The sequence below is a fragment of the Pseudomonas parafulva genome, from assembly GCF_000800255.1.
GTDB lineage: Bacteria > Pseudomonadota > Gammaproteobacteria > Pseudomonadales > Pseudomonadaceae > Aquipseudomonas > Aquipseudomonas boreofloridensis.
Genome location: NZ_CP009747.1, coordinates 3,818,583 through 3,833,412, shown reverse-complemented (window position 1 = coordinate 3,833,412; position 14,830 = coordinate 3,818,583). Strand labels below are relative to the sequence as shown.

At 65.8% G+C, this 14,830-nt stretch carries 15 protein-coding genes; 8 read left to right on the top strand and 7 right to left on the bottom strand.

What is annotated here, in order from left to right; all coding sequences use genetic code 11:
• Window positions 1-48 precede the first annotated feature (48 nt).
• The 8 genes from bioB (at window position 49) to NJ69_RS22470 (ending at window position 7,251) form a co-directional block, all read left to right on the top strand.
• The gene (gene bioB / locus NJ69_RS16775) at window positions 49-1,107 is read left to right on the top strand and encodes a biotin synthase BioB (RefSeq protein ID WP_029614016.1); all 1,059 of its coding nucleotides are present in this window, start codon (window positions 49-51) and stop codon (window positions 1,105-1,107) included.
• Between the two features lie 2 nt (window positions 1,108-1,109).
• On the top strand, window positions 1,110-2,282 hold the full coding sequence (gene bioF / locus NJ69_RS16770; RefSeq protein ID WP_039581204.1) for an 8-amino-7-oxononanoate synthase: 1,173 nt from the start codon (window positions 1,110-1,112) through the stop codon (window positions 2,280-2,282).
• The gene (locus NJ69_RS16765) at window positions 2,275-3,006 is read left to right on the top strand and encodes an alpha/beta fold hydrolase (protein WP_029614017.1); all 732 of its coding nucleotides are present in this window, start codon (window positions 2,275-2,277) and stop codon (window positions 3,004-3,006) included. Before bioF ends, NJ69_RS16765 begins: the two co-directional genes overlap by 8 nt.
• Complete coding sequence (gene bioC, locus NJ69_RS16760) at window positions 2,999-3,817, top strand: malonyl-ACP O-methyltransferase BioC (RefSeq protein WP_029614018.1); 819 nt, start codon at window positions 2,999-3,001, stop codon at window positions 3,815-3,817. The genes NJ69_RS16765 and bioC overlap by 8 nt, the downstream gene beginning before the upstream one ends.
• A gap of 1 nt (window position 3,818) precedes the next feature.
• On the top strand, window positions 3,819-4,499 hold the full coding sequence (bioD, locus tag NJ69_RS16755) for a dethiobiotin synthase (RefSeq protein WP_039581200.1): 681 nt from the start codon (window positions 3,819-3,821) through the stop codon (window positions 4,497-4,499).
• A gap of 130 nt (window positions 4,500-4,629) precedes the next feature.
• Window positions 4,630-4,926: a hypothetical protein gene (locus tag NJ69_RS16750; protein WP_029614020.1), complete on the top strand. Its 297-nt coding sequence runs from the start codon at window positions 4,630-4,632 to the stop codon at window positions 4,924-4,926.
• 208 nt (window positions 4,927-5,134) lie between these two features.
• The gene (locus NJ69_RS16745; RefSeq protein WP_039581197.1) at window positions 5,135-6,940 is read left to right on the top strand and encodes a phenylacyl-CoA dehydrogenase; all 1,806 of its coding nucleotides are present in this window, start codon (window positions 5,135-5,137) and stop codon (window positions 6,938-6,940) included.
• A gap of 152 nt (window positions 6,941-7,092) precedes the next feature.
• On the top strand, window positions 7,093-7,251 hold the full coding sequence (locus tag NJ69_RS22470) for a YqaE/Pmp3 family membrane protein (RefSeq protein ID WP_033727371.1): 159 nt from the start codon (window positions 7,093-7,095) through the stop codon (window positions 7,249-7,251).
• Between the two features lie 36 nt (window positions 7,252-7,287).
• On the opposite strand, the gene NJ69_RS16735 is transcribed toward NJ69_RS22470, so the two are convergent.
• From NJ69_RS16735 to pqqF, 7 genes are all read right to left on the bottom strand, one after another.
• A complete protein-coding gene (locus NJ69_RS16735) occupies window positions 7,288-9,081 on the bottom strand; it encodes an alpha/beta hydrolase family protein (protein WP_039581193.1) in 1,794 nt (597 codons plus the stop codon).
• On the bottom strand, window positions 9,074-10,222 hold the full coding sequence (gene pqqE / locus NJ69_RS16730) for a pyrroloquinoline quinone biosynthesis protein PqqE (protein ID WP_039581190.1): 1,149 nt from the start codon (window positions 10,220-10,222) through the stop codon (window positions 9,074-9,076). The genes NJ69_RS16735 and pqqE overlap by 8 nt, the downstream gene beginning before the upstream one ends.
• Complete coding sequence (gene pqqD / locus NJ69_RS16725) at window positions 10,194-10,469, bottom strand: pyrroloquinoline quinone biosynthesis peptide chaperone PqqD (RefSeq protein ID WP_029614024.1); 276 nt, start codon at window positions 10,467-10,469, stop codon at window positions 10,194-10,196. Before pqqD ends, pqqE begins: the two co-directional genes overlap by 29 nt.
• The gene (gene pqqC / locus NJ69_RS16720) at window positions 10,466-11,221 is read right to left on the bottom strand and encodes a pyrroloquinoline-quinone synthase PqqC (protein ID WP_039581187.1); all 756 of its coding nucleotides are present in this window, start codon (window positions 11,219-11,221) and stop codon (window positions 10,466-10,468) included. Before pqqC ends, pqqD begins: the two co-directional genes overlap by 4 nt.
• Window positions 11,222-11,230: 9 nt before the next feature.
• A complete protein-coding gene (gene pqqB, locus NJ69_RS16715; protein WP_029614026.1) occupies window positions 11,231-12,142 on the bottom strand; it encodes a pyrroloquinoline quinone biosynthesis protein PqqB in 912 nt (303 codons plus the stop codon).
• A 78-nt stretch (window positions 12,143-12,220) separates the two neighbouring features.
• Complete coding sequence (gene pqqA / locus NJ69_RS22465; RefSeq protein ID WP_080754815.1) at window positions 12,221-12,298, bottom strand: pyrroloquinoline quinone precursor peptide PqqA; 78 nt, start codon at window positions 12,296-12,298, stop codon at window positions 12,221-12,223.
• Between the two features lie 177 nt (window positions 12,299-12,475).
• Window positions 12,476-14,794 (bottom strand): pyrroloquinoline quinone biosynthesis protein PqqF, encoded by a 2,319-nt coding sequence (pqqF, locus tag NJ69_RS16710; RefSeq protein WP_039581185.1) that lies wholly within the window; start codon window positions 14,792-14,794, stop codon window positions 12,476-12,478.
• Window positions 14,795-14,830: the final 36 nt, after the last annotated feature.

The window sequence follows — 14,830 nt, the reverse complement described above, 5'->3', positions numbered from 1 at the left end:
GGCTCTACCTGTCCCGGCGCCTGTCAGAGCCTAGATAAGGAAACGCCGATGAGCGCCAGCGCAACTGCAACAACACGTCACGACTGGTCCCTGGACGAGGTCAAAGCGCTGTTCCAGCAACCCTTCAATGACCTGTTGTTCCAAGCCCAGATCGTCCACCGCGCGCACTTCGACCCCAACCGCGTGCAGGTCTCCACGCTGCTGTCGATCAAGACCGGCGCCTGCCCGGAAGATTGCAAGTACTGCCCGCAGTCCGGTCACTACAACACTGGGTTGGAAAAGCAGAAGCTGATGGAAGTGCAGAAAGTGCTGGAGGAAGCCGCGCGGGCCAAAGCCATCGGCTCGACCCGCTTCTGCATGGGCGCTGCCTGGAAACACCCCTCGGCCAAAGACATGCCCTACGTGCTGGAAATGGTCAAAGGCGTCAAGGCCATGGGTCTGGAAACCTGCATGACCCTCGGCAAGCTCGACCAGGAGCAGACCCAGGCGCTGGCCCAGGCCGGCCTGGACTACTACAACCACAACCTGGACACCTCGCCGGAGTTCTACGGCAGCATCATCACCACCCGCACCTACAGCGAGCGCCTGCAGACCCTGGCCTATGTGCGTGACGCCGGCATGAAGATCTGCTCCGGTGGCATCCTCGGCATGGGCGAGTCGCTGGACGACCGCGCGGGCCTGCTGATCCAGTTGGCCAACCTGCCCGAGCACCCGGAGTCGGTGCCGATCAACATGCTGGTCAAGGTCGCCGGCACGCCGCTGGCCGACGAGGCCGATGTCGATCCGTTCGACTTCATCCGCATGCTGGCCGTGGCGCGCATCCTGATGCCCAAGTCGCACGTGCGCCTGTCCGCCGGTCGCGAGCAGATGAATGAGCAGATGCAGGCGCTGGCGTTCATGGCCGGGGCCAATTCCATCTTCTACGGCGAGAAACTGCTGACTACCGCCAACCCGCAGGCCGATAAGGACATGCAACTGTTCGCCCGTCTGGGCATCAAGCCCGAAGCGCGCGAAGAGCACGCCGACGAGGTGCACCAGGCGGCCATCGAGCAGGCACTGGTCGAGCAGCGCAGCAGCGAACTGTTCTACGACGCCGCATCGGCCTGAACATGGCGTTCGATCTGGCGGCGCGTCTGGCCGAACGCCGCGCCGCGGACCTGTACCGGCAACGGCCGCTGCTGCAAAGCCCGCAAGGCCCGGAGGTCATCGTCGATGGCCAGCGCCTGCTGGCTTTCTGCAGCAACGATTACCTGGGCCTGGCCAATCACCCCGACGTGATCGCGGCCTGGCGCGACGGCGCCGAGCGCTGGGGCGTCGGCGGCGGAGCCTCGCATTTGGTGATCGGTCACAGCACGCCGCACCATGCGGTCGAAGAAGCTCTGGCCGAACTCACCGGACGCCCGCGTGCGCTGCTGTTCAGCACCGGCTACATGGCCAACCTGGGCGCCATCACGGCGCTGGTGGGCCAGGGCGATACGGTGCTACACGACCGCCTCAACCACGCCTCACTGCTCGATGGCGGGCTGCTCAGCGGCGCGCGTTTCAGCCGTTACCTGCACAACGATGCGGCCAGCCTGGCGAACCGCTTGGGCAAGGCCAGTGGCGACACGCTGGTGATCACCGACGGCGTGTTCAGCATGGACGGCGACCTGGCCGACCTGCCCGCGCTGTCGGCCGTGGCCAGGCCCAAGGGCGCCTGGCTGATGGTCGACGACGCCCATGGCTTCGGCACGCTGGGCGCCCGGGGCGGCGGCATCGTCGAGCACTTCTCCCTGGGCGTGGACGAGGTGCCGGTGCTGATCGGCACCTTGGGCAAGGCCTGCGGCACGGCTGGCGCCTTCGTGGCCGGCAGCGACGACCTGATCGAGGCGCTGGTGCAGTTCGCCAGGCCCTACATCTACACCACCAGCCAGCCCCCGGCGCTGGCCTGCGCCACCTTGAAAAGCCTGCAACTGCTGCGCGACGAAACCTGGCGGCGGGAGAAGTTGGCGGCGCTGATAGGCCAGTTCCGCGCGGGCGCGCAGCAGATCGGCCTGGTGTTGATGGACAGTCCCACGGCCATCCAGCCGATCCTGGTGGGCGATGCGGCGCGGGCGTTGAAGTTGTCGGCGATGCTGCGCCAGCGCGGGCTATTGGTGACCGCGATTCGTCCGCCCACGGTTCCGGCTGGCGGCGCTCGCCTGCGCGTGACCCTGAGTGCGGCGCACAGCGAGGCGCAGGTCCAGCTATTGTTGAATGCATTGGCCGAGTGTCATGCACAGCTGGAGTCCGCCCATGCGTAATCGACTGATCCTCCTGCCCGGCTGGGGGCTGGGCACCGCTTCACTGCAACCCCTGGCCGCCAGCCTGCGCGCCCAGGACCCGCGCCTGCACGTCGAACTGGCGCCCTTGCCCGAGCTGGCCGAGGCCAGTGCGCAGGTCTGGATCGACTACCTGGACCGCAAGCTGCCCACCGATGTCTGGCTGGGCGGCTGGTCGCTGGGCGGCATGCTCGCCAGCGCCCTGGCGCATAAACGCGGCGATCATTGCTGCGGCCTGCTGACCCTGGCCAGCAACCCCAGTTTCGTGGCGCGCCCCGACTGGCCCCATGGCATGGCCGAGGACACCTTCGGCACCTTCCTCGACGGCTGTCGCAGCCATCCGCAGGTGACCCTCAAGCGCTTTCGCAGCCTGTGCAGCGAAGGTGCACAGCAGCCGCGCACGCTGCTGCGTCAACTCGGCGTGGGCGTGCCGGACACCGACCCGCTGTACCTGGCCAATGGCCTGGAGGTGCTGGCGCAACTGGACACCCGACAGGCCCTGGAGCACTACGCCGGGCCGCAGTTGCACCTGTACGCCGGCAGCGACGCGCTGGTGCCGGCCGATGCGGCCAAGGCCCTCAGCGAATTGCTGCCAGACGTCGAAGTGGGCCTGGTCGAAGACAGTTCCCACGCGTTCCTGCTGGAGTACCCGCAGGAGCTGGCGTCGGGCATCAAGAGTTTTTTGCATGAGAGTGGCGATGACTGACCTTTCCCATCCGCCGTTGCCCGGCGCCTTGCCCGACAAGCGCCAGGTGGCGGCCTCGTTTTCCCGCGCAGCGGCCAGCTACGACAGCGTCGCTGCGCTGCAACGCGCGGTGGGCGAGGCGCTGCTCGAACGCCTGCCGGCATCGCTGGCCCCCGCGCGCTGGCTCGACCTGGGCAGCGGCACCGGCCATTTCAGCCGAGCCCTGGCCACACGCTTCCCGGGCGCCCACGGCCTGGCGCTGGACATCGCCGAAGGCATGCTGGCGCACGCGCGTCAGCACGGCGGGGCGCATCATCATGCGGCGGGCGATGCCGAGCGCCTGCCGGTGCGCGACCAGGTCTTCGACCTGATTTTCAGTAGCCTGGCAGTGCAATGGTGCGACGCCTTTGCCAGCGTGCTGGCCGAGGCGCAGCGGGCGTTGCGCCCGGGCGGGGTGCTGGCGTTCAGCAGCCTGTGCGTCGGCACGCTGGAGGAACTGCGCGCCAGTTGGCAGACGGTGGACGGGCAGGTGCACGTCAACCGCTTCCGCCGTTTCGACGACTACCAACGCCTGTGCGCCGACAGTGGCCTGACCGTGCTTGGCCTGGAGCGTCGCGCCCATGTGCTGCATTACCCGGACGTGCGCAGCCTGACCCACGAACTCAAGGCCCTCGGTGCGCACAACCTCAATCCCGGACGCCCTTCGGGCCTGACAGGGCGGGCGCGGGTGCAGGGCATGCTCCAGGCCTACGAACAGTTCCGCGACGCCCAAGGGCTGCCCGCCACGTACCAAGTGGTCTATGGCGTCCTGCGCAACGATCAAGAGCACTGACATGAACCACGCCTACTTCATCGCCGGCACCGACACCGATGTCGGCAAGACCACCATCGCCGCCGGCCTGCTCAATGCCGCGCAACGAAAGGGCTGGAGCACCCTGGCCGCCAAGCCGGTGGCCTCCGGTTGCGTGCTCGGCGCCCAGGGCCTGCGCAACAGCGATGCGCTGGCGCTGATCGAACAGAGCTCGATCAAGCTGCCGTACGAGCAGGTCAATCCCTGTGCCTTCGAGCCCGCCATCGCGCCGCACGTGGCCGCCCGCGAGGCAGGTGTGGCGCTGGCCGTGCCAGCCCTGCGCGACGCCATGCGACAGGTGCTGGCACAGGGCGCCGACTTCACCCTGATCGAAGGCGCCGGTGGCTGGCGGGTGCCGTTGTCCGACCAGGCCAACCTGTCCGATCTGGCGGTTGCGCTGAAGTTGCCGGTGATCCTGGTGGTGGGTGTGCGCCTGGGCTGTATCAACCATGCCCTGCTCAGCGCCGAGGCTATCGCCCGCGACGGTCTGCAATTGGCCGGCTGGGTGGCCAATGTGGTGGATCCGCGAACGGCACGGCTGGAAGACAACCTCGCCAGCCTCGCTGAGCGCTTGCCCGCGCCGTGTCTGGGGCGCGTGCCCTGGCTGAAAACGGCCCAGGCGCAGACGGTGGCCGAATATCTGCATCTGGACGTGCTGCTATAGCGGTCGCGGGCGGGCAAATGCCCTCTCTCTATTGGATGGCACTGGGCTATTAGGGATTTAAACGGGCCTTTTTGCCGCCAGGCTGGTTTAATCAGGGCTCGTTTCTCAATCCGTCATGTGGAGTCCTGACATGGAAATCAACGGCAGCTCTGCTTTCTACGCAGGTCTGGGCGCCATCCAGAACGGTCAGAACCGCCTCGACCAGGCCGCCAATCAGATCGCCAGCAATGGCGTCGAACGCGCGACCAGCAACCAGTCCACCGATTTCCAGGCCGAGCGTCTGCGTGGCGTGGATCGCAGCCAGCAGCAAGACCTGGCCACCAGCACCGTGCAGCTCGCCCTGGGCAAGCACGAGGTCGAGCTGGGCGTGAAAGTCGCCAAGGCATCCGACGAAATGCTCGGCAAGTTCATCGATACCTACGCCTGATCCCTCTTTCCCAGCGCGCCCGCTCTTCGGGCGTTGCTGCCGCCTTGCCATGACCGAAACGCCCTCTTGCGCGACCAAATTGGCACCATGGTCCCTCCTTGACATTGTTCCGGGCTAAACGTAAGTTTCAAACAACTGTTTGACCGAAAGCCGCCAAGAGCTGGTCGGTGCCTGCGGTCCCCAACGAACTAGCCAGAGGTTCATCGCCATGCCCGAATACAAAGCCCCCTTGCGTGATATTCGCTTCGTCCGTGACGAGCTGCTCGGGTATGAAGCGCATTATCAGAGCCTGCCGGGTTGCCAGGACGCCACCCCGGACATGGTCGATGCCATCCTTGAAGAAGGCGCGAAGTTCTGCGAGCAGGTCCTGTCGCCGCTGAACCGCGTCGGCGATCTGGAAGGCTGCACCTGGAGCGAGTCGGGCGTGAAGACGCCGACCGGCTTCAAGGAAGCCTACAAGCAGTTCGTCGAAGGTGGCTGGCCGAGCCTGGCCCACGATGTCGATCACGGCGGCCAGGGACTGCCTGAATCGCTGGGCTTGACCCTGAGCGAGATGGTCGGCGAGTCCAACTGGTCTTGGGGCATGTACCCAGGCCTGTCCCACGGCGCGATGAACACCATTTCCGAGCACGGCACGCCTGAGCAGCAGCAGGTCTACCTGACCAAGCTGGTGTCTGGCGAATGGACGGGCACCATGTGCCTGACCGAGCCGCATTGCGGCACCGACCTGGGCATGCTGCGCACCAAGGCCGAGCCTCAGGCTGACGGCAGCTACAAAGTGTCCGGCACCAAGATCTTCATTTCGGCCGGTGAACACGACATGGCCGACAACATCGTGCACATCGTCCTGGCTCGCCTGCCCGATGCGCCGGCCGGCACCAAGGGCATTTCGCTGTTCATCGTGCCGAAGTTCCTGCCCAACGCCGAGGGCGGCGTGGGCGAGCGCAACGGGGTGAGCTGTGGCTCGCTGGAACACAAGATGGGCATCCACGGCAACGCCACCTGCGTGATGAACTTCGACGCGGCCACCGGCTACCTGATCGGCCCTGCCAACAAGGGCCTGAACTGCATGTTCACCTTCATGAACACCGCACGCCTGGGCACCGCGCTGCAAGGCCTGGCCCACGCCGAAGTGGCCTTCCAGGGTGGCCTGAAGTATGCCCGCGAGCGTCTGCAGATGCGTTCGCTGACCGGCCCCAAGGCCCCGGAAAAAGCCGCAGACCCGATCATCGTGCACCCCGACGTGCGCCGCATGCTGCTGACCATGAAGGCCTTCGCCGAGGGTAACCGGGCGATGGTGTACTTCACCGCCCAGCAGGTGGACATCGTCAAGTACAGCCAGGACGAAGAGGCGCGCAAGAAGGCCGACGCCCTGCTGGCTTTCCTGACCCCGATCGCCAAAGCGTTCATGACCGAAGTCGGCTTCGAGGCCGCCAACCACGGCGTGCAGATCTACGGCGGCCACGGCTTCATCGCCGAATGGGGCATGGAGCAGAACGTGCGCGACAGCCGCATCTCCATGCTGTACGAAGGCACCACCGGCATCCAGGCCCTCGACCTGCTCGGGCGCAAGGTGCTGATGACCCAGGGCGAGGCGCTCAAGGGCTTCACCAAGATCGTGCACAAGTTCTGCCAGGGCCAGGAAGGCAACGACGCCACCAAAGAGTTCGTCGAGCCGCTGGCGGCGCTGAACAAGGAATGGGGCGAGCTGACCATGAAGATCGGCATGGCGGCCATGAAGGACCGCGAGGAAGTGGGGGCGGCGTCGGTGGATTACCTGATGTACTCCGGTTACGCCTGCCTGGCCTATTTCTGGGCCGACATTGCCCGTGTGGCCGCCGAGAAGCTCGCCGCCGGCACCGGCGAAGCAGCCTTCTACACCGCCAAGCTGCAGACCGCGCGCTTCTACTTCCAGCGCATCCTGCCGCGCACTCGTGCCCACGTGGCAGCGATCCTGTCCGGTGCCGACAACCTGATGGCGATGAAAGAGGAAGACTTCGGCCTGTCGTGCTGATAGCCGAATCGGCCTGAAACGAAAAGACCGCCTGCCGTTGATCGGCAGGCGGTCTTTTTTTATTTCAGGTCTTCAACCCGCTTCGCTTTCAGCGGTTGAACCTCCGGGGCGCCGGGCTAGTCTGTGTTGAAGACTATTCAGGAGAGATTCCCATGGACTTCATTCGCATCATCATCGCTATTCTTCTGCCGCCACTGGGTGTTTTCCTGCAGGTCGGTTTCGCCGGTGCGTTCTGGCTGAACATCCTGCTGACCTTGCTTGGTTACATCCCGGGCATCGTGCATGCGGTGTACATCATCGCCAAGCGCTGAACGAAGCCGGGGCCGTCTTGCGGCCCCGGCGTGTTTTCAGCGTTGCAGCACCCGGCGATAGAACACCCATTCCTGCTCCAGCGCATGGGCCAGGTTACCTGCCTGGCGAAAGCCATGACGCTCGCCTGCGTAGAAATGCCCGACCGCTTCCACGCCGTTGGCCTGCAAGGCCTCAAGCATGCTGCGGGTCTGTTCCGGCACCACCACCGCATCCAGTTCACCTTGGAAGAAAATCACCGGCGCCTTGATTCGCCTTGCATGCAGCAGCGGCGTGCGTGCGCGGTAACGGTCAGCGTCGGCCTGTGGGTCACCAATCAGCCAGTCCAGATAATCCCCTTCGAACTTGTGCGTGGCCTTGCCCAGGGCGATGGGATCGCTGACCCCATAGAGGCTCGCGCCTGCGCGGAACACGTCGGCGAAGGCCAATGCGCACAGGGTGGTGTAGCCACCGGCGCTGCCGCCGCGGATGAAGGCCTTGTGCGGATCGATCAATCCACGGCCGGCGAGGTAGTCGACCACGGCGCAGGCATCCTGCACGTCGCTTTCGCCCCAGCGCAGGTGCAGGGCCTGGCGATAGGCGCGGCCATAGCCGCTGCTGCCGCGATAGTTGAGGTCGGCGACGGCGAAGCCACGCTGGGTCCAGTACTGGATACGAGGGTCGAGAACCGGGTAGCAGGCGGAGGTTGGGCCGCCATGGATGAAGACCACCAGCGGCGGCAGGGGGTCGCCGCCCTGGGCGGGGTAGAAGAAACCGTGGGCCTGGTCGTCCCCACTGGGATAGCTGATCGGTTGCGGCTGGCTGATGTGCGCATCGGGCAGTATCTGACTGCCGCCGGCCAGTAAATGGCAGTCGGAGCCGTCGCGGGCGATGGCGAGCACCGCTGGAGGCCGCGTGGGTGAGGCGGCAATCGCGTAGACGTGCTGCGCATCCAGCGCCAGGCTGCGAAAACGGGTGTAGTGCTTGGCGAAGGTCCGGACATCGTTGCCCTCGCGCAGGCCCAGCACGCCGAAACCGTTCTCGAACCAGGTGGCCACGTACTGCTGCGCGCCGAGCACCAGCCAAGTCGAGGCTCCCAGTTGCCAGGGCGCTGCGGCGTGGTCGGCGGCGAGCGCTGGCAGGGCTTGCCAGCGGCCGTCGATTTCGCCCCAGGGCTGCCAGAAGCCGTGGCGGTCCGACAGGCAGTACAAGCGACCTTCGGCGTCGAAGCGCGGCTGCTGCAAGGATTCGTCCAGGCCAGCGACACAGCGTGGCGTGCCCCAATGTCCGGCTTCTTGCCGTTCGCGGCACATCAGTCGCGTCACGGTCCAAGGCTGCGCGGGCCGATCCCATTCGATCCAGGCCAGGCGTTTACTGTCGGCGCTCAGCGTCGGCGAGGCGTAGAAATCTGCGCCTTCGGCCAGCACCTCGCGGCCCTCGACCGTCAACGCCACCAGCCGATGCTCGACGCGCTCGGCATGCCGTTCCTCAACTGCCAGGAGTTGACCGTCGTGCCACAGCAGGTCGCCGTAGCGGCAGTCCGCCATGGAGGTGAGTGCCTGCGGCGCCGCGCCGTCGAGCGCCTGTCGGTAGACTTGCTGGTCCTGTTCATTGACGAAAAACACGGCGTCATGCGCCAGGCAGAAGCTGCCGCCGCCATATTCGTACACCCGGCTGCGCACGCTGAACCCGTCCGGCGTGAGGCATTGGGCCTGGTCCTGGTGCCAGCGCCAGATCCGGCAGGCGCCATCCGCCGGCCGAAACTCGTTCCAGAACAGCCCCTGCGCGCTCACCTTGAGCTCGGCGAAGTCGGTGCCAGCGGCCACGGCCTGGGCGGCGCTGAACTCAGCCACGGGCGATGACCCGGGAGTTGCGCTCGTTGCGGAAGGTCATCTGCTCGATCTCCATTTGCGCGGTCTGCGCCTCTTCGCGCGCCTTGAGAATGATGCCGTGGTCCGGCGACTTGGCGCACACCGGATCGGCCTTGCTGGCATCACCCGTGAGCATGAAGGCCTGGCAGCGACAGCCGCCGAAGTCCTTTTCCTTTTCGTCGCACGACCGGCAAGGCTCGGGCATCCAGTCGTAGCCGCGGAAGCGGTTGAAACCGAAGGAGTCGTACCAGATGTGGCGCAGGTCATGCTCGCGCACGTTGGGAAACTGCACCGGCAATTGCCGCGCGCCGTGGCAGGGCAGCGCGGTGCCATCCGGGGTGACGGTGAGAAACAGGCTGCCCCAGCCGTTCATGCAGGCCTTGGGGCGCTCTTCGTAGTAATCCGGGGTGACGAAGATCAGCTTGCACGGATGACCTTCGGCCTTGAGCCGGTCACGGTACTCGTTGGTGATCCGTTCGGCGCGTTCGAGCTGTTCGCGGGTCGGCAGCAGGCCGAGGCGATTGAGGTGCGCCCAGCCGTAGAACTGGCAGGTGGCGAGCTCGACGAAGTCGGCCTCCAGGGCCAGGCACAGCTCGATGATGCGGTCGATGCGGTCGATGTTGTGCCGGTGCGTGACGAAGTTGAGCACCATCGGATACCCATGGGCCTTCACTGCCCGCGCCATCTCCAGCTTCTGCGCAAACGCTTTTTTCGAGCCGGCCAGCAGGTTGTTCACCTGCTCGTCGCTGGCCTGGAAGCTGATCTGGATGTGGTCCAGCCCAGCCTGGCGGAAGGCGGCGATCTTCTGTTCGGTCAAACCGATGCCGGAGGTGATCAGGTTGGTGTAGTAGCCCAGGCGCCGAGCTTCGCCGATCAGCTCGGCAAGGTCTTGGCGCACCAGCGGCTCACCGCCGGAGAAACCGATCTGCGCCGCGCCCATTTCGCGGGCTTCGGCCATCACCTTGAACCACTGCTCGGTACTCAGTTCCTTGCCTTGTTCGGCGAAGTCGAGCGGGTTCGAGCAATAGGGGCATTGCAGCGGGCAGCGGTAGGTCAGTTCCGCCAGCAGCCAGAGCGGCAAGCCCACCGGCACTTCAGGCGAGGACGATCCAGTGTTCGGCACGGGCCACCTCCATGAACTGCTCGATGTCCTCGGCCACCTGGGGAATGCCGGGGAACTGCTGTTCCAGCTCGGCGATGATCGCGGCGACAGAGCGCTGGCCATCGATCAACCCGCCGATGAGCCCGGCGCTGTCGTTGAGCTTGATCATGCCCTCGGGGTACAGCAGCACATGGCCTTGCTGGGCGGGCTCGTACTGGAAACGGTAGCCCGGGCGCCAGTTCGGCACCTGGTTGCGGTCGAGACTCATGGTGCGATCCCCTTGTGCCAGACACGTTCGCTTGTGACGCTGTGATACGGCGGGCGGTTCAGTTCGTAGGCCATGCTCATGGCATCGAGCATGCTCCAGAGAATATCCAGCTTGAATTGCAGAATTTCCAGCATGCGCGCCTGGCCCTCGGCGCTGGTGTAGTGCTGCAGGGTGATCGACAGACCGTGCTCCACATCACGGCGGGCCTGGCCCAGGCGCGTGCGGAAGTACTCGTAGCCAGCCGGATCGATCCACGGGTAGTGCTGCGGCCAACTGTCCAGGCGCGACTGGTGAATCTGCGGCGCGAACAGTTCGGTCAGCGAACTGCTGGCCGCTTCCTGCCAACTGGCGCGGCGGGCGAAGTTGACGTAGGCATCGACGGCGAAGCGCACGCCGGGCAGTACCAGTTCCTGGGACCGCAGTTGCTCCGGGTCGAGGCCCACTGCCTGGCCGAGGCGCAGCCAGGCTTCGATGCCACCGTCCTCGCCGGGTGCGCCGTCGTGGTCGAGCAGGCGTTGAATCCACTCGCGGCGGACTTCACGGTCCGGGCAGTTGGCCAGGATCGCAGCATCCTTCATCGGGATGTTCACTTGGTAATAGAAGCGGTTGGCCACCCAGCCCTGAATCTGCTCGCGGGTGGCGCGGCCTTGGTACATGGCCACGTGATACGGGTGATGAATATGGTAGTAGGCGCCCTTGGCGCGCAGGGCCTGCTCGAACTCGGCAGGGGACATCGGCAATGCGTCGCTCATCGGGGCTCCTTACAACTCGATGCTCATGCCATCGTAGGCCACTTCCACGCCGCGGCGCAGGACTTCGGCGCGCTCGGGCGACGCCTCGTCGAGGATCGGGTTGGTGTTGTTGATGTGGATAAGCACCTTGCGCTGGCGCGCGAAGCCGTCGAGCACTTCGAGCATGCCGCCAGGGCCGTTCTGCGCCAGGTGACCCATCTCGCGGCCGGTACGGGTGCCGACGCCGCGACGTTGCATTTCATCGTCTTCCCACAGGGTGCCGTCCACCAGCAGGCAGTCGGCGCCGTGCATCATCTCCAGCAGCGCGGCATCGACCTGGCCCAGCCCTGGGGCATAGAACAGCTTGCCGCCGGTGCGGGTGTCCTCGACCAGCAGGCCGAGGTTGTCGCCTGGGTGCGGGTCGAAGCGGTGCGGCGAGTAGGGCGGTGCGGCGCTACGCAGCGGGAAGGGGGTGAACCTGAGGTTCGGGCAGGCCGGAATGACGAAGCTGCCCTGCAGTTCGATGCGGTTCCACTGCAACCCGCCGTTCCAGTGGCTGAGCATGGTGAACAGCGGGAAGCCGGTGCTCAGGTCCTGGTGGACCATGTCGGTGCACCAGACCTGGTGCGGGCAGCCCTCGCGCAGGCTGAGCAACCCGGTGGTGTGGTCGATCTGGCTGTCGAGCAGCACGATAGCGTCGATGCCGGTGTCGCGCAGGGCGCGCGCCGGTTGCATCGGCGCGAAGGCCTGGAGCTGGGCGCGGATGTCCGGCGAGGCGTTGCACAGGATCCAGTGTTCGCCGTCGTCGGACAGGGCGATGGACGACTGGGTGCGGGCGGTGGCGCGCAGGCTGCCATCACGAAAACCCTTGCAGTTGACGCAGTTGCAGTTCCACTGGGGGAAGCCGCCGCCGGCGGCGGAACCGAGAATCTGGATATACATGGCTACTCTCTTGCCGGACGACCCTGTCCATGAAACGAAAACGCCCCGGCGGGCCGAGGCGTTGCACTGCAGCGCTGCTTAACGGTTGGCGAAGTACATGGTGACTTCGAAGCCGATGCGCAGGTCGGTGTAGGCAGGTTTGGTCCAGGTGGTCATGGTGGTGCTCCTTCCGGATAGGGTTGGGGTGGTGTCAGCTATCTACTTGGGCGCCGCCTGGAGCAGGAGGTTCCATTGGCTGAGATTGCGCTATCTTACAAGAAAACTTTGTACGCAATGGTTAATTCTTGGAAAAGCGCCGTTGCGTTTGAGGTAACAATCCCGGCGTGGGTTGGGTTATTGCCAGCGCTCATCCGGGGGCTCGCCGTTAGCCAGGCAAAGCCAACCATGATCGGCGTCCAGCAGGCTTTTCAGCAGTTCATCCAGTAAAGGCTGAGTGGTGTTGAGAATAGACCGCTGGAGCCGGGAAAGGTCTGTCGGCTCTGTAGCCAGATATGTCTGCCAAGCCCAGTGCGCGACCTCGGCATTGGGCATCGCCGGTTCGTCGAACTGCGCCGCCAGGGCTGCCTGGGCGGCCGTGTCGAGCGTTACTCCTTCGTTCAGCACTGTGAAGAGATGATCGAGAATCTGCGCGGGGCTCGCCTTCGGCGATTGCACGCCGAACAGCAAGCCGCCTTGGCCCTGGATCTGACGAAAGGCACTGAACACCGCATAGCCCAACTGCAACTCCACGCGCAGGCGCTGATACACCAGCCCTTGCAGCGCTTGCGCCAGCAGCCGACCAGGGCCCTCGGCGGCGTTGGGCAGCGGGCAGAACAGCACAAGGGCATGCTCGCTGCCGCCTGTGGCGTGCCGCACCCAACGCCGGCCCGGCGAGTGTGTCGGGGCTGAGGGCCGCCCGCCAGGCTTTCCAGGCGCGTGCTTGAGCACAGCGCCGAGCGCGGCTTGCGCGGTGAGGTCGAAGCCGATGGCGAGGCCTTGCCGAGGGGCGCTGGCCCAGAGCTGGTCGAGCATCGACTGATCCAGCAGGCTCGCCGGTTGAGGCGGCGCGGCCCTGCCGTGCAGATGATCGGGCAGCGCGCTCAGCAGCGCTCGGATCGGTATTTGCGGCGCTTTGCTGGGCGCTGGAGTGCGTAACAGTTCAGCGCTCGGCTGGCGCAGAGCCTCCAGTGCCAGGGCGACGGTGCGAATCACTGCGCCCGGGCTGCCCGCACAGCGCAGTTGCCAGTGCTCGCCCTCCCGGCTGAAGTCCAATTGCAGCGAGGCGCGATGGGCACGTTCGAGCAAGGGTCGCAGGTTTTGCGACAGGACGTGATGGAAGCGCTCGCGCAGCGGCGAGGCGATAAACCAATGCAGGTAGAGCGTCGCCAGGCCACGCTCAGGTGGCAGCAACGCGCTGATCGCCACGTCGTCGGGCAGGCCGGCACGTGCGCCCGGCAGGTCAGCCCGCAGCAACGGCTCATCGTCAGGTGGCGGCCAGTGGCCGTGGGCGCTGGCGGGAAGATCTGCGAGCAGTGCTTGGAAGGCCTCGAGCGCTTGTGCGTCCAATGCCGCGAACGGGGTGTCGGCGCTGTCTCGACGCGCCAGCTCCAGGGCGCTGGCGGCTTGTTCGCGGCGCTGTTGCAAGCGCCCGAATTCGTCATTGAGTCGCGTGGCGCTCGACTGACGCAAGCTGCCGAGCCAGCCGTGCAGCAGGTCGCGGACTTCTGCTGGCGGAGCGTCATCGCTCAGATGCAATCGAATGTGCCAGAGCACCTGTCCGGCGAAGGCGTACAGCGTCTCGCTGTGGACGTCCCGCAGCCAGCCGCGTTGGCGCAAGGCGTCGAGCCAGCCACCGGGGCGGCTGTCGTTCAAGCAGGACAGCAGCAGTTCCAACGCCTGTGCGGCGCCCGGCGGCAGCGCGTCGTGGGCAAAGAGCAGCTCCAGACAGCCCGCCGTGGCCGGGTGTTCGACCCAGGGCGCGTCGAGCAGGGCGGGAGGCGGTTGCTGTGCCTGCGCTGGACCTTTGGCGAACAGGTTGGCGAACGGTCGGGCCAACGCTTCGAGTGCGTCCAGCGATTGCGGGCCGCACAGGCTCAAGTGAATGTGGCTACCCCGGTAGAAACGGGCGTGGAAGTCGAGCAGCGCCCGTTGGAAGGCAGGATCCTGGACGGCCAGGCTGTATCGATTGCCTGCATGAAATCGACTCAACGGATGGCGCGGCGACACACGCTGCAACAGCGCGAACTGGCGCTGCGCCTGGTCGTCGCGCGACCAGGCGATGAACTCGGCGTGGATCACCTCACGCTCGTGGCGCTGGCGCTCGACGCTCAGATCCGGCTCGGCCAGCATCTGGCACAGGCGCTCCAGTGCCGAGCCTAGGGCGCTGACAGGCACTTCGAAGAAAAAATCGGTGGTGCGCTCGCGGGTGCTGGCATTCACCTGACCTCCGACCGCCTGCACATGACGCATCAGGCCGTCCTGCAAAGGAAAGCGGGCGGTGCCGAGGAAGAACAGGTGTTCGAGAAAATGCGCGAGGCCGGGCCATCTGGCCGGGGCATCGTGGCTACCGGCATGCACCCGCAGGGCGGCGGCAGCGCGCTTGAGGCGTGGCGCGTGGCGCAAGGTCAGGTGCAGGCCGTTGGCCAGGGTCAACGTGCGGATCGGGTCGGTCATGGGCGCATGCTAGCGTATTTGCGCCGCCGCAGCTCT

Excerpts from the sequence above, each read along its gene's own strand:
- bioB (WP_029614016.1), top strand. The coding sequence starts at position 49 with ATGAGCGCCAGCGCAACTGCAACAACACGTCACGACTGGTCCCTGGAC.
- bioF (WP_039581204.1), top strand. The coding sequence starts at position 1,110 with ATGGCGTTCGATCTGGCGGCGCGTCTGGCCGAACGCCGCGCCGCGGAC.
- NJ69_RS16765 (WP_029614017.1), top strand. The coding sequence starts at position 2,275 with ATGCGTAATCGACTGATCCTCCTGCCCGGCTGGGGGCTGGGCACCGCT.
- bioC (WP_029614018.1), top strand. The coding sequence starts at position 2,999 with ATGACTGACCTTTCCCATCCGCCGTTGCCCGGCGCCTTGCCCGACAAG.
- bioD (WP_039581200.1), top strand. The coding sequence starts at position 3,819 with ATGAACCACGCCTACTTCATCGCCGGCACCGACACCGATGTCGGCAAG.
- NJ69_RS16750 (WP_029614020.1), top strand. The coding sequence starts at position 4,630 with ATGGAAATCAACGGCAGCTCTGCTTTCTACGCAGGTCTGGGCGCCATC.
- NJ69_RS16745 (WP_039581197.1), top strand. The coding sequence starts at position 5,135 with ATGCCCGAATACAAAGCCCCCTTGCGTGATATTCGCTTCGTCCGTGAC.
- NJ69_RS22470 (WP_033727371.1), top strand. The coding sequence starts at position 7,093 with ATGGACTTCATTCGCATCATCATCGCTATTCTTCTGCCGCCACTGGGT.
- pqqD (WP_029614024.1), bottom strand. The coding sequence starts at position 10,469 with ATGAGTCTCGACCGCAACCAGGTGCCGAACTGGCGCCCGGGCTACCGT.
- pqqC (WP_039581187.1), bottom strand. The coding sequence starts at position 11,221 with ATGAGCGACGCATTGCCGATGTCCCCTGCCGAGTTCGAGCAGGCCCTG.
- pqqB (WP_029614026.1), bottom strand. The coding sequence starts at position 12,142 with ATGTATATCCAGATTCTCGGTTCCGCCGCCGGCGGCGGCTTCCCCCAG.
- pqqA (WP_080754815.1), bottom strand. The coding sequence starts at position 12,298 with ATGACCACCTGGACCAAACCTGCCTACACCGACCTGCGCATCGGCTTC.
- pqqF (WP_039581185.1), bottom strand. The coding sequence starts at position 14,794 with ATGACCGACCCGATCCGCACGTTGACCCTGGCCAACGGCCTGCACCTG.